This is a genomic window from Pectobacterium parvum (genome assembly GCF_020971565.1).
Lineage (GTDB): Bacteria > Pseudomonadota > Gammaproteobacteria > Enterobacterales > Enterobacteriaceae > Pectobacterium > Pectobacterium polare.
Genome location: NZ_CP087392.1, coordinates 460,290 through 473,772, shown reverse-complemented (window position 1 = coordinate 473,772; position 13,483 = coordinate 460,290). Strand labels below are relative to the sequence as shown.

The following is a 13,483-nucleotide window of genomic DNA, read 5'->3' as shown; positions in this document are numbered from 1 at the left end:
CACCAGATTGCTCCGGCTTACTGCTTAATTTGATGCCTGACAGTTCCCTACTCTCACATGGGGAGACCCCACACTACCATCGGCGCTACGGCGTTTCACTTCTGAGTTCGGCATGGGGTCAGGTGGGACCACCGCGCTATCGCCGCCAGGCAAATTCTGTTTCATTCCAACCGTTATACCTCACTTTTCAGTGTGCACAACCATCAGAACCAATCTTTGAACAAGCTGATTATCAAAATCTCTTTGAGTCGTCTCAAAACACCTTCGGTGTTGTAAGGTTAAGCCTCTCGGGTCATTAGTACTGGTTAGCTCAACGTATCGCTACGCTTACACACCCAGCCTATCTACGTCGTCGTCTTCAACGGCCCTTCAGGGGCATCTAGTGCCCAGGGAAGACTCATCTCGAGGCAAGTTTCCCGCTTAGATGCTTTCAGCGGTTATCTCTTCCGCACTTAGCTACCGGGCAATGCAATTGGCATCACAACCCGAACACCAGTGGTGCGTTCACTCCGGTCCTCTCGTACTAGGAGCAACCCCTCTCAATCTTCCAACGCCCACGGCAGATAGGGACCGAACTGTCTCACGACGTTCTAAACCCAGCTCGCGTACCACTTTAAATGGCGAACAGCCATACCCTTGGGACCTACTTCAGCCCCAGGATGTGATGAGCCGACATCGAGGTGCCAAACACCGCCGTCGATATGAACTCTTGGGCGGTATCAGCCTGTTATCCCCGGAGTACCTTTTATCCGTTGAGCGATGGCCCTTCCATTCAGAACCACCGGATCACTAAGACCTGCTTTCGCACCTGCTCGAGCTGTCACTCTCGCAGTCAAGCTAGCTTATGCCTTTGCACTAACCTCCTGATGTCCGACCAGGATTAGCTAACCTTCGTGCTCCTCCGTTACGCTTTGGGAGGAGACCGCCCCAGTCAAACTACCCACCAGACACTGTCCGCAACCCGGATTACGGGCCTACGTTAGAACATCAAACATTAAAGGGTGGTATTTCAAGGTTGGCTCCACGCAGACTGGCGTCCACGCTTCAAAGCCTCCCACCTATCCTACACATCAAGGCTCAAGGTTCAGTGTCAAGCTATAGTAAAGGTTCACGGGGTCTTTCCGTCTTGCCGCGGGTACACTGCATCTTCACAGCGAGTTCAATTTCACTGAGTCTCGGGTGGAGACAGCCTGGCCATCATTACGCCATTCGTGCAGGTCGGAACTTACCCGACAAGGAATTTCGCTACCTTAGGACCGTTATAGTTACGGCCGCCGTTTACCGGGGCTTCGATCAAGAGCTTCGCCTTGCGGCTGACCCCATCAATTAACCTTCCGGCACCGGGCAGGCGTCACACCGTATACGTCCACTTTCGTGTTTGCACAGTGCTGTGTTTTTATTAAACAGTTGCAGCCAGCTGGTATCTTCGACTGATTTCAGCTCCGTGAGCAAGTCACTTCACCTACCATCAGCGTGCCTTCTCCCGAAGTTACGGCACCATTTTGCCTAGTTCCTTCACCCGAGTTCTCTCAAGCGCCTGAGTATTCTCTACCTGACCACCTGTGTCGGTTTGGGGTACGATTTAATGTTACCTGGAGCTTAGAGGCTTTTCCTGGAAGCGTAGCATCGGTTACTTCATCACCGTAGTGACTCGTCATCACGCCTCAGTGTTAATGATGACCCGGATTTACCAAAGTCATCCACCTTCACGCTTAAACCGGGACAACCGTCGCCCGGATAACCTAGCTTTCTCCGTCCCCCCTTCGCAGTAACACCAAGTACAGGAATATTAACCTGTTTCCCATCGACTACGCTTTTCAGCCTCGCCTTAGGGGTCGACTCACCCTGCCCCGATTAACGTTGGACAGGAACCCTTGGTCTTCCGGCGTGCGGGTTTTTCACCCGCATTATCGTTACTTATGTCAGCATTCGCACTTCTGATACCTCCAGCAGCCCTCACAGGCCACCTTCGACGGCTTACAGAACGCTCCCCTACCCAACAACACCTAAGTGTCGCTGCCGCAGCTTCGGTGCATGGTTTAGCCCCGTTACATCTTCCGCGCAGGCCGACTCGACCAGTGAGCTATTACGCTTTCTTTAAATGATGGCTGCTTCTAAGCCAACATCCTGGCTGTCTGTGCCTTCCCACATCGTTTCCCACTTAACCATGACTTTGGGACCTTAGCTGGCGGTCTGGGTTGTTTCCCTCTTCACGACGAACGTTAGCACCCGCCGTGTGTCTCCCGTGATAACATTCTTCGGTATTCGTAGTTTGCATCGGGTTGGTAAGTCGGGATGACCCCCTAGCCGAAACAGTGCTCTACCCCCGAAGATGAATTCACGAGGCGCTACCTAAATAGCTTTCGGGGAGAACCAGCTATCTCCCGGTTTGATTGGCCTTTCACCCCCAGCCACAAGTCATCCGCTAATTTTTCAACATTAGTCGGTTCGGTCCTCCAGTTAGTGTTACCCAACCTTCAACCTGCCCATGGCTAGATCACCGGGTTTCGGGTCTATACCCTGCAACTTAACGCCCAGTTAAGACTCGGTTTCCCTACGGCTCCCCTATACGGTTAACCTTGCTACAGAATATAAGTCGCTGACCCATTATACAAAAGGTACGCAGTCACCCTGATTAATCAAGGCTCCCACTGCTTGTACGTACACGGTTTCAGGTTCTATTTCACTCCCCTCGCCGGGGTTCTTTTCGCCTTTCCCTCACGGTACTGGTTCACTATCGGTCAGTCAGGAGTATTTAGCCTTGGAGGATGGTCCCCACATATTCAGACAGGATGTCACGTGTCCCGCCCTACTCATCGAACTCACAATCTGTGCATTTTTGTGTACGGGACTATCACCCTTTACTGTGCGACTTTCCAGACGCTTCCACTAACACACAAACTGATTCAGGTTCTGGGCTCCTCCCCGTTCGCTCGCCGCTACTAGGGGAATCTCGGTTGATTTCTTTTCCTCGGGGTACTGAGATGTTTCAGTTCCCCCGGTTCGCCTCATTACGCTATGTATTCACGTAATGATAGTGTGTCGAAACACACTGGGTTTCCCCATTCGGGTATCGTCGGGTATAACGCTTCATATCAGCTTACCGACGCTTATCGCAGATTAGCACGCCCTTCATCGCCTCTGACTGCCTAGGCATCCACCGTGTACGCTTAGTCGCTTAACCTCACAACCCGAAGGTGTCTTTGATTAATCAAAGTCACTGTCGTGCTGCGATTATTTGAGAGACTCATTGACACACTGACACGCCATTCATACCCGTAGGCATCAATGCATGTTCAGCTGTCATGTTTCAATTTTCAGCTTGTTCCAGATTGTTAAAGAGCAATATCGTAAACATGACTCCGAAGAATCATCTTTAAGATATTCGTGATAATGTCTTTCACTCATTATCGGATTGGCGTCCCCAAGGGGATTCGAACCCCTGTTACAGCCGTGAAAGGGCAGTGTCCTAGGCCTCTAGACGATGGTGACACGAAAAATCCGTACCGGATCATAAACCCGGCACTTTCGCGTCAGTATGAGTCTACACTCATGACATCAACAGGTGCGCTTGCTCAGTATTTTCATCAGACAATCTGTGTGAGCACTTCACTTAACACACATCTTTTTTGGTAAGGAGGTGATCCAACCGCAGGTTCCCCTACGGTTACCTTGTTACGACTTCACCCCAGTCATGAATCACAAAGTGGTAAGCGCCCTCCCGAAGGTTAAGCTACCTACTTCTTTTGCAACCCACTCCCATGGTGTGACGGGCGGTGTGTACAAGGCCCGGGAACGTATTCACCGTAGCATTCTGATCTACGATTACTAGCGATTCCGACTTCATGGAGTCGAGTTGCAGACTCCAATCCGGACTACGACGTACTTTATGAGGTCCGCTTACTCTCGCGAGGTCGCTTCTCTTTGTATACGCCATTGTAGCACGTGTGTAGCCCTACTCGTAAGGGCCATGATGACTTGACGTCATCCCCACCTTCCTCCGGTTTATCACCGGCAGTCTCCTTTGAGTTCCCGACCGAATCGCTGGCAACAAAGGATAAGGGTTGCGCTCGTTGCGGGACTTAACCCAACATTTCACAACACGAGCTGACGACAGCCATGCAGCACCTGTCTCAGAGTTCCCGAAGGCACTAAGCTATCTCTAGCAAATTCTCTGGATGTCAAGAGTAGGTAAGGTTCTTCGCGTTGCATCGAATTAAACCACATGCTCCACCGCTTGTGCGGGCCCCCGTCAATTCATTTGAGTTTTAACCTTGCGGCCGTACTCCCCAGGCGGTCGACTTAACGCGTTAGCTCCGGAAGCCACGCCTCAAGGGCACAACCTCCAAGTCGACATCGTTTACAGCGTGGACTACCAGGGTATCTAATCCTGTTTGCTCCCCACGCTTTCGCACCTGAGCGTCAGTCTTTGTCCAGGGGGCCGCCTTCGCCACCGGTATTCCTCCAGATCTCTACGCATTTCACCGCTACACCTGGAATTCTACCCCCCTCTACAAGACTCTAGCCTGTCAGTTTTGAATGCAGTTCCCAGGTTAAGCCCGGGGATTTCACATCCAACTTAACAGACCGCCTGCGTGCGCTTTACGCCCAGTCATTCCGATTAACGCTTGCACCCTCCGTATTACCGCGGCTGCTGGCACGGAGTTAGCCGGTGCTTCTTCTGCGGGTAACGTCAATCGATAAGGTTATTAACCTTACCGCCTTCCTCCCCGCTGAAAGTGCTTTACAACCCGAAGGCCTTCTTCACACACGCGGCATGGCTGCATCAGGCTTGCGCCCATTGTGCAATATTCCCCACTGCTGCCTCCCGTAGGAGTCTGGACCGTGTCTCAGTTCCAGTGTGGCTGGTCATCCTCTCAGACCAGCTAGGGATCGTCGCCTAGGTGAGCCATTACCTCACCTACTAGCTAATCCCATCTGGGCACATCTGATGGCGAGAGGCCCGAAGGTCCCCCTCTTTGCTCTTGCGAGGTTATGCGGTATTAGCTACCGTTTCCAGTAGTTATCCCCCTCCATCAGGCAGTTTCCCAGACATTACTCACCCGTCCGCCGCTCGTCACCCAGAGAGCAAGCTCTCCTGTGCTACCGCTCGACTTGCATGTGTTAGGCCTGCCGCCAGCGTTCAATCTGAGCCATGATCAAACTCTTCAATTTAAGATTTGTTTGATTTGCTTCTACTCGAGAAGCGATGCTCAAAGAATTAGCAACTGTTCATTCGTAATGAATTTTACTGTTGTTCACTCTTCAAGACTTTTTATATCGTTAAGATACGGTCTTGTGAGTGCCCACACAGATTGTCTGATTAAATTGTTAAAGAGCAGTGCCACTTCATCGGTGGCGCGGGGTGCATATATTATGCTTTTCCGCTGTGAAGTCAAGTCATTACTGATTGCTTCGTTGAATCTTTTTGCTGTCACCACAACCGCGTGTCGCTGTTGCCGTGTCAGTGGATGCGCATTATAGGGACTTCTCGTCAGGCCGCAATAGGTGTTTTAAAGAAAAATGACTGTTTGCTGCATTCCACAGCAAAACCCCGCTTTATACCTATTTTTGCACAAACTTATCCACAGAAAGCATTCTATTCAAAAATTGACGAGCATCACGCAAACGTTTTCGCTACAATTCACCCCGTTCAAAATCGTCGTATTTTTGCGAACGCTAACTGAATATTTCTCTTTATTCCGCAATTATGGCTCTGACAAAGACGATATTCACATACCGTTCTTTACTGACTACCCAAATCCAGGGGATAACATCATCATGCAACAACGCCGTCCAATTCGCCGCGCTCTGCTCAGCGTTTCTGACAAAGCAGGTATTGTCGAATTTGCTCAAGCTCTGTCCCAACGTGGCGTCGAGCTCCTTTCAACTGGTGGAACCGCCCGTTTGCTGGCTGACGCTGGCTTAGCGGTGACTGAAGTCTCTGACTACACCGGCTTCCCAGAAATGATGGATGGGCGAGTGAAGACCCTGCACCCGAAAGTACACGGCGGCATTCTGGGACGACGCGATCAAGATGATGCGATAATGACGCAGCACGACATCAAACCCATTGATATCGTCGTTGTGAATCTGTATCCGTTTGCTCAGACCGTCGCTCGTGAGAACTGCACATTAGAAGATGCGGTTGAGAATATCGATATCGGTGGGCCAACGATGGTTCGCTCCGCCGCCAAGAACCATAAAGATGTGGCTATCGTGGTCAAGAGTAGCGACTACAGTGCCATCATTAATGAAATCGACGCCAACGAAGGTTCACTGACCTACGAAACCCGTTTCGATTTAGCGATCAAAGCCTTCGAACACACTGCAGCTTACGACAGTATGATTGCCAACTACTTTGGTGCACTGGTTCCGCCTTACCACGGTGATACCGATAAGCCATCGGGCCACTTCCCCCGCACGTTGAACCTGAACTACATCAAAAAGCAGGACATGCGCTACGGCGAAAACAGCCATCAGCAAGCTGCCTTCTATATAGAAGAGAATATTCACGAGGCCTCTGTCGCTACCTCAACACAGTTACAAGGCAAAGCACTGTCTTATAACAACATCGCCGATACCGATGCGGCGCTAGAATGTGTGAAAGAATTTGCCGAACCGGCCTGCGTTATCGTTAAACATGCGAATCCGTGCGGTGTAGCAATTGGCGACTCAATTCTTGATGCTTACGAGCGCGCCTATAAAACCGACCCAACATCTGCATTCGGCGGCATTATCGCTTTCAACCGCGAGCTGGATGAAGAGACGGCGCAGGCCATCATTAGCCGCCAGTTTGTCGAAGTCATTATTGCCCCATCTGCCAGCGAGGCCGCATTGAAGGTGACCGCAGCCAAACAGAACGTACGCGTCCTGACTAGCGGTAGCTGGCAACAACGCGCTCCTGGGCTGGACTTCAAACGCGTCAACGGCGGTTTGCTGGTTCAGGATCGCGATCTGGGCATGGTCGATGCGTCTCAGTTGCGTGTCGTGACCGAACGCCAGCCGAGCGAGCAGGAATTACGTGATGCCCTTTTCTGCTGGAAAGTGGCTAAGTTCGTTAAATCCAATGCGATTGTGTACGCACGCGACAACATGACCATCGGGATAGGTGCTGGCCAGATGAGCCGCGTTTACTCAGCGAAAATCGCCGGTATCAAAGCGAGCGATGAAGGGCTAGAAGTAAAAGGTTCTGCTATGGCGTCTGATGCGTTCTTCCCATTCCGTGATGGTATTGATGCCGCTGCGGCCGTTGGCATTACCTGCGTGATCCAACCGGGCGGGTCGATTCGTGATGATGAAGTCATTGCTGCCGCCAACGAACACGGCATTGCGATGATCTTTACCGACATGCGCCATTTCCGCCATTAATTCTGGAGCTGACCGAAATGAACATTTTAGTAATTGGTAATGGCGGACGCGAGCACGCGCTAGCCTGGAAAGCCTCACAGTCACCACTGGCGAAACGTGTTTATGTCGCTCCAGGCAACGCGGGCACCGCGCTTGAGCCAGCGCTGACCAACGTCGATATCGCCGCCACGGATATTCCAGCGTTAGTCGCGTTTGCCCAAGAAAACCACATCGATTTAACCATCGTTGGCCCGGAAACACCGTTAGTTATCGGTGTTGCCGATGCATTTCAGAGCGCAGGTCTAAAAATATTTGGCCCAACGCAGGGCGCTGCACAGTTAGAAGGCTCTAAAGCCTTTACTAAAGATTTTCTGGCACGCCACAATATTCCATCAGCGGAATACCAGAACTTCACCGAAGTTGAACCCGCGCTGGCCTATGTACGCAGCAAAGGCGCACCGATCGTCATCAAGGCCGACGGATTAGCCGCTGGTAAAGGCGTGATTGTCGCCATGACGTTGCAAGAAGCAGAGAACGCCATTCAGGATATGCTGGCGGGAAATGCATTCGGCGATGCCGGACACCGTATCGTGGTGGAAGAGTTCCTTGATGGCGAAGAAGCCAGCTTCATCGTTATGGTGGATGGCAAGAATGTGCTGCCGATGGCAACCAGCCAGGATCATAAACGCGTTGGGGATAAAGATACTGGCCCGAATACCGGTGGTATGGGCGCTTATTCACCGGCTCCGGTCGTGACCGATGAAATCCACCAGCGCGTGATGGACCAGGTGATTTGGCCAACCGTCAACGGCATGGCCGCAGAGGGAAATACCTACGTCGGTTTCCTGTATGCCGGTCTGATGATTTCTGCCGATGGCCTGCCAAAAGTGATCGAATTCAACTGCCGCTTTGGCGATCCAGAAACACAGCCAATTATGCTGCGCCTGCGCTCCGATCTGGTAGAACTGTGTCTGGCGGCCTGTGACGGTACGCTGGATCAGAAAGATTCCGTCTGGGATGAACGTCCGTCTCTGGGCGTGGTATTGGCAGCAGGCGGTTATCCGGCTGGCTACAATACAGGCGATGTCATTTCTGGTTTACCGCAGCAGGATGCCGAGGATGGCAAAGTTTTCCATGCTGGTACCAAGTTGAACGGCATTGATGTCGTGACCAACGGCGGCCGTGTACTGTGCGTCACTGCATTAGGCAATACCGTGGCTGAAGCGCAACAACGAGCTTATGAAATAGCAGCGGGTATTCAGTGGCAAGGAGTATTCTGTCGAAAAGACATCGGCTACCGTGCTATTGAGCGCGAGCAAGCCTGATAAGCGATGCGATAACGATTGTCTGATAAATACTGAAGCCCGGAGAAATCCGGGTTTTTTATAGCCAGACTTTTTTGTATACCCTAAATAATTCGAGTTTCAGGAAGGCGGTAAGAGAGGGAATCCCGATGAACTTACTCAGGTAAGTGATTCGGGTGAGTGAACGCAGCCAACGCACATGAAACTTGAAGTATGACGGGTATGGCTACTTAGGTTGCCACTGGCATACATCATCTTCCACCACCAGCAATAACTGCGTCCCTTCTGGCGCTTCCAGCCACGCGACGTTTAGCGGGCGCGTTGCATGCGCTTTTTGCTGCGCGATCCATTCACGCGAGTCATTGTCAAAATCAGGGCGAACCACCGTACCGTCACAAGACTGCACCTGCCCTTCCAGCCATTTTCCTTGCTTTAATCTCACCTTGCCTGCACGCAATACATCGCTCAATTCCAGCATGCGCTTAGCATCAAACTGGTAGAGCGCGATTTCATCATCAGAAACCGATTCACGTCTTTCGGCAAGCTGCCGCTGCATAAAGCTGACGGTTCCATCTTCTGCAAAGCGCAAACGCATATCTTCTTGTTGCGCCCCGAGCTGATTACGCTGTATCTCGCGTAGCTTATCCTGCTGGAACGTATAGCGCGTCACCACCAGAGCATTGCCTTGAAGCGGGTTGTATACGGTGGTCAGCGCCGTCGTATTCTGCGCATCATCCTTGCGCCACAAACGCACAACACCACGATCGGCAACGTAGCCGCTGGCGAAAACGTCCGGCGGTGCGGTGCGGCTACTACAAGCTACCACGGCTATCAGCACGAGGCCTGCGCCACACAAACGTCGTAAAAGCAAAAGGGGCGAAAACGCCCCTCTGCTTAAACTTTTAACCGGCATGGGCTTATTTAACAGCGTCTTTCAGAGCCTTGCCAGAAACAAACGCTGGCACGTTGGCAGCAGCAATTTTGATTTCTTTACCGGTTTGTGGGTTGCGGCCAGTGCGCTCATTACGATGGTTCACTTTAAACGTACCAAAACCAACTAATTGTACTGCATCACCTTCTTTCAGAGACTCGGTAATTGCCGCCAAAGTTGATTCCAGAGCTGCTTTAGCCTGTGCTTTTGACAGATCAGCTTTGTCCGCAATTACATCAATCAGTTGAGTCTTATTCATAAGTTATCCTTACAGTGTGTTTATCGCTTGCTAAGCATCGAGTGCGACGGATATGCCCTTTCCCGTTTCAGGGTGTAATAGCACTCTCCTGCATACACGCACCGACAGCCACTTTTTTTACGCCCCCCAAATGTAGACCAGACAGGGTGCGAATGTGAAGCCTTAAGACAGGCCATTTCAGGCCTTAAATCACGTTTTATCGCGTTATTGATGCAAATTTATCCCGATGTTACTACTTCCGGCCTCGCGCACATCGGAACGGAGCCCTTTGATCAGCTCAATGTCCCGTTCTTCGCAAGCCGCCAACAGGCGAAAAATCTCCCATTGGATGTCCCATTCTTCTTCAATTGCAGGCAAAACCTTGAGCTCATCGTCGGTCATTTCTTTGCCCGCCTGCGTCATTTCCAGCATGGCAACCGTGCGGATAGACGTTTCGCTAATCGCTATCGCATGTTCCAGCGTTTCACCGCTTAAACGCGAATGAATCAGCTCGCCCAGTGCGATGCAGGCATCAATAGCCGGGTAAACGCCGTAAAGATCGTAATCTTCAGCAGCGGGAACCGCTTCTTCCAGCTTTTCCAACTGGCTATCGAAATTGACCTTCGCATCTTTAACAACCAATGTTTCCCATACCAGATCGAGAATGCGACGGTAAACCATCGCGTCGCCGAATTCTGTTTGACGACAAAACTCGTGGTAATTTGGATACATACGTTCACAAAGACATGCCATGAAAGTGACATGTTGCCAGCTCGTCAGCTTTTCCAGACGTAAATGAATGGGGTTACGTAACATTTTTATGCTCATTAACGGCGACGGACGGCAGTGTACCTGAAATCACAGTGACGCCCTATGCCTGAATTCCTAAAGTTTTACGACAATACGTTAGCGGCTTGCTGCCGTTGCCAACGCACAAACGCGGGACGATTTGATGCGACAGCATCAGCCCAACGAGTCGGCTCCGGTAAACGGTAGCCACGCATACAAGATTGCACCCAGTGCAATGCACTATCCTGACTGACTCGATGCCCCGTCGCCACAAACAGCGGATTACAGCGCGCTTTACTGCGCCATACCCAGCCAATCTGCTCGTCCTTATCCAGTAACGGCTGCTGGCTGCCAACGCCCTCTGCCAACGGCTCAAACCGGCCACAAAGCCGACTTTTCGCCACACCAATCGTCGGAACATCAACTAACAGGCCGAAATGGCTAGCAACGCCGAGGCGACGCGGGTGGGAAATCCCATGCCCATCGACAAACAGCAGATCCGGTTTCTGTTCAAGCAACGCCCACGCAGCGAGTAGCCCGGGGCATTCACGAAACGAAAGAAAACCGGGGATATAAGGCATTGTCGTGCTGATACGCGCAATCTTGTATTCTATCAGTTCCAACGAAGGATAGCGCATTACCGCAATCGCAGCGCGGGTTACTGAGCCTTCTTGCTCAAAGCCAACATCCGCACCCGCGATAAACGCGGGCTGCTCAAAAGGTAAATCGTCGTGCCGAATCACATCAGAAGCGCGGGCCAACTGTTCAGCCCGCAGCCGTTGTGTATCAATCACATCACCTCCTGTCAATCATGCGTGATAAGCGCGGGACAACCGATGCACAGCTTCAACAAACACGCCCGCATGCTCCGGCGGCACATCCTGATGAATGCCGTGACCCAGATTGAAAACATGGCCGTTACCTTGTCCAAACCCAGCCAGGATCGACGCCACTTCCTGCTCGATCCGTGCCGGATCGGCATACAACATAGACGGATCCATGTTTCCCTGCAGGGCGACTTTATCGCCTACGCGACGGCGTGCATCAGCAATATCGCTCGTCCAGTCTAGCCCCAACGCGTCGCAGCCCGTTTCCGCCATCGCCTCCAGCCACTGTCCTCCGCCTTTGGTGAAGAGCGTCACGGGCACACGGCGGCCTTCGTTCTCACGCTGTAAACCGTCAACGATCTTATGCATGTAATGCAGGGAGAACTCTTTGTAGTCGCGTCCGCTCAGCGCGCCGCCCCAGGTATCGAAGACCATCACCGCCTGCGCACCCGCACGAATCTGCGCGTTGAGATAAAGAATGACGCTATCAGCCAGCTTATCCAGCAACAGGTGTAGCGTTTTAGGCTCGGCGAACATCATTTTCTTGATGACGGTAAACGCTTTGCTGCTACCGCCTTCAACCATATAGGTTGCCAGCGTCCACGGGCTGCCCGAGAAGCCGATAAGCGGCACTTCCCCAGCGAGACTTTTACGGATCGTCCGCACCGCGTTCATCACATAACCGAGTTCCTGCTCTGGATCGGGAACCGGCAGGTTAACCACATCGGCATGAGACGTGATCGGAGAATGAAAGCGTGGGCCTTCCCCTGCTCCAAAATAAAGCCCTAGGCCCATGGCATCAGGGATAGTCAGGATATCGGAGAACAGGATCGCCGCATCCAACGCATAGCGCCGTAAAGGTTGTAACGTGACTTCGCAAGCCAGTTCTGCGTTTTTACACAGCGACATAAAATCACCCGCCTGCGCACGCGTTGCCTTATATTCCGGCAGATAGCGCCCCGCCTGACGCATCATCCACACCGGGGTGACATCAACGGGTTGGCGTAATAACGCCCGCAAATAGCGATCGTTTTTCAGATCAGTCATATTCTTTTCCTTTCAACCTCACGGCGGTTCGACACCGGATAGATGTGATGAAACGGATACGTTATAAGGCGAACGCTTTATGAAGCGAATACGCGATGACGCAGGTGCGCGGTGTACGCGAGCCATTCATGACGCCAATAGTACCACGTCAGCCTTCGTTCTCATGATAAGCACGGCACAGTACCACCGTATCTTCGATAAGCCGACGCGCCACGGTGCCCAGAGGAGGCAACTGCGGGAGTTGGTCATAACGGAACCAGCCCGCGTCACGCAGCTCTTTCGGGTCATGCTTGATTTCGCCACCCGCATAGTCGGCCATAAACGCCATCATCAGTGAATGGGGGAATGGCCAAGGCTGCGAGCTCACATAGCGCAGGTTTTTTATCTGAATTTGGCTTTCTTCCATCACCTCACGCACGACCGTCTGCTCCAGCGTTTCGCCCACTTCGACAAATCCGGCCAGCACGGTGTACATGTTTCCGCGATGTCGATTGTGCTGTGCCAGCAAAATTTCCTCGCCACGGCGAATCGCGACGATGATGCAAGGCGCGATCTGCGGATAATAGCGCTCTTTGCAATGGTGACATAAGCACGCCAGCTCGGTTTTACTCCGCACCATTTCATGGCCGCAATAACCGCAAAAACGATGGGAGCGATAGAATTCAGCCAGCTGTACGCCTCGCCCCGCCAGTTGGAATAAGCCGACGTCCTGATCGAGCAACTGGCGAACTGATGCCATATCGGAATCTCGTCCCTGACAGACCAGCCAGACAGGCAGCCCTTGCCATTCACCGATTTGACGAGCCGTTTTCCCCTGCAACGACCACGCCGTAGCCGTTCCGCGCGGCAATTCTCCCTGAGGGAGCCAGATTTGTACCGCATCGCTAACCACCCACCAGCCGGTTTCGTCACCTTTTAGCGTCTGTTCCATATCTTTTTATTGCTCCACTGCCACTTCACTGGCATTTTACATTCAGAGTGATTACATAAGTTTTAT

8 protein-coding genes, 1 tRNA gene and 3 rRNA genes are annotated in these 13,483 nt (G+C 52.1%); 2 read left to right on the top strand and 10 right to left on the bottom strand.

Annotation, left to right across the window (positions count from 1 at the left end):
• Nucleotides 1–34: 34 nt before the first annotated feature.
• From rrf to LOZ86_RS02085, 4 genes are all read right to left on the bottom strand, one after another.
• Nucleotides 35–150 (bottom strand): 5S ribosomal RNA (rrf, locus tag LOZ86_RS02100).
• A gap of 124 nt (nt 151–274) precedes the next feature.
• Nucleotides 275–3,184: ribosomal RNA gene (locus LOZ86_RS02095) — 23S ribosomal RNA — on the bottom strand.
• 232 nt (nt 3,185–3,416) lie between these two features.
• A tRNA-Glu gene (locus LOZ86_RS02090) sits at nt 3,417–3,492 on the bottom strand.
• Between the two features lie 141 nt (nt 3,493–3,633).
• Nucleotides 3,634–5,175, bottom strand: a 16S ribosomal RNA gene (locus LOZ86_RS02085).
• The 16S, 23S and 5S rRNA genes sit together here with 1 tRNA gene alongside, the layout of an rRNA operon.
• 606 nt (nt 5,176–5,781) lie before the next feature.
• Between LOZ86_RS02085 and purH the strand changes: the two genes are divergently transcribed.
• A complete protein-coding gene (gene purH / locus LOZ86_RS02080) occupies nt 5,782–7,371 on the top strand; it encodes a bifunctional phosphoribosylaminoimidazolecarboxamide formyltransferase/IMP cyclohydrolase (protein ID WP_039487719.1) in 1,590 nt (529 codons plus the stop codon).
• Between the two features lie 17 nt (nt 7,372–7,388).
• Nucleotides 7,389–8,675 carry a phosphoribosylamine--glycine ligase gene (gene purD / locus LOZ86_RS02075; RefSeq protein ID WP_230242805.1) on the top strand — a complete coding sequence of 429 codons (1,287 nt, stop codon included), beginning with the start codon at nt 7,389–7,391 and terminating at the stop codon, nt 8,673–8,675.
• Nucleotides 8,676–8,880: 205 nt separating this feature from the next.
• On the opposite strand, the gene LOZ86_RS02070 is transcribed toward purD, so the two are convergent.
• The 6 genes from LOZ86_RS02070 to nudC all read right to left on the bottom strand — a co-directional run bounded on the left by LOZ86_RS02070 (nt 8,881) and on the right by nudC (nt 13,417).
• Nucleotides 8,881–9,567 carry a DUF1481 domain-containing protein gene (locus LOZ86_RS02070; RefSeq protein ID WP_072012459.1) on the bottom strand — a complete coding sequence of 229 codons (687 nt, stop codon included), beginning with the start codon at nt 9,565–9,567 and terminating at the stop codon, nt 8,881–8,883.
• A gap of 4 nt (nt 9,568–9,571) precedes the next feature.
• Complete coding sequence (gene hupA, locus LOZ86_RS02065; protein WP_005970302.1) at nt 9,572–9,844, bottom strand: nucleoid-associated protein HU-alpha; 273 nt, start codon at nt 9,842–9,844, stop codon at nt 9,572–9,574.
• Nucleotides 9,845–10,048: 204 nt separating this feature from the next.
• The gene (locus LOZ86_RS02060; RefSeq protein ID WP_039487688.1) at nt 10,049–10,639 is read right to left on the bottom strand and encodes a YjaG family protein; all 591 of its coding nucleotides are present in this window, start codon (nt 10,637–10,639) and stop codon (nt 10,049–10,051) included.
• 77 nt (nt 10,640–10,716) lie between these two features.
• A complete protein-coding gene (gene nfi / locus LOZ86_RS02055; protein WP_039487689.1) occupies nt 10,717–11,406 on the bottom strand; it encodes a deoxyribonuclease V in 690 nt (229 codons plus the stop codon).
• Between the two features lie 15 nt (nt 11,407–11,421).
• Nucleotides 11,422–12,486, bottom strand: coding sequence for a uroporphyrinogen decarboxylase (gene hemE / locus LOZ86_RS02050; RefSeq protein WP_039487690.1), 1,065 nt, complete (start codon nt 12,484–12,486; stop codon nt 11,422–11,424).
• Nucleotides 12,487–12,634: 148 nt separating this feature from the next.
• Nucleotides 12,635–13,417, bottom strand: a complete 783-nt coding sequence (nudC, locus tag LOZ86_RS02045; protein WP_039487691.1) for an NAD(+) diphosphatase — start codon at nt 13,415–13,417, stop codon at nt 12,635–12,637.
• Between the last annotated feature and the right edge of the window lie 66 nt (nt 13,418–13,483).

Coding starts and splice junctions, on each gene's coding strand:
- hupA (WP_005970302.1), bottom strand. CDS start 9,844: ATGAATAAGACTCAACTGATTGATGTAATTGCGGACAAAGCTGATCTG.
- purH (WP_039487719.1), top strand. CDS start 5,782: ATGCAACAACGCCGTCCAATTCGCCGCGCTCTGCTCAGCGTTTCTGAC.
- hemE (WP_039487690.1), bottom strand. CDS start 12,486: ATGACTGATCTGAAAAACGATCGCTATTTGCGGGCGTTATTACGCCAA.
- LOZ86_RS02060 (WP_039487688.1), bottom strand. CDS start 10,639: ATGTTACGTAACCCCATTCATTTACGTCTGGAAAAGCTGACGAGCTGG.
- nudC (WP_039487691.1), bottom strand. CDS start 13,417: ATGGAACAGACGCTAAAAGGTGACGAAACCGGCTGGTGGGTGGTTAGC.
- LOZ86_RS02070 (WP_072012459.1), bottom strand. CDS start 9,567: ATGCCGGTTAAAAGTTTAAGCAGAGGGGCGTTTTCGCCCCTTTTGCTT.
- purD (WP_230242805.1), top strand. CDS start 7,389: ATGAACATTTTAGTAATTGGTAATGGCGGACGCGAGCACGCGCTAGCC.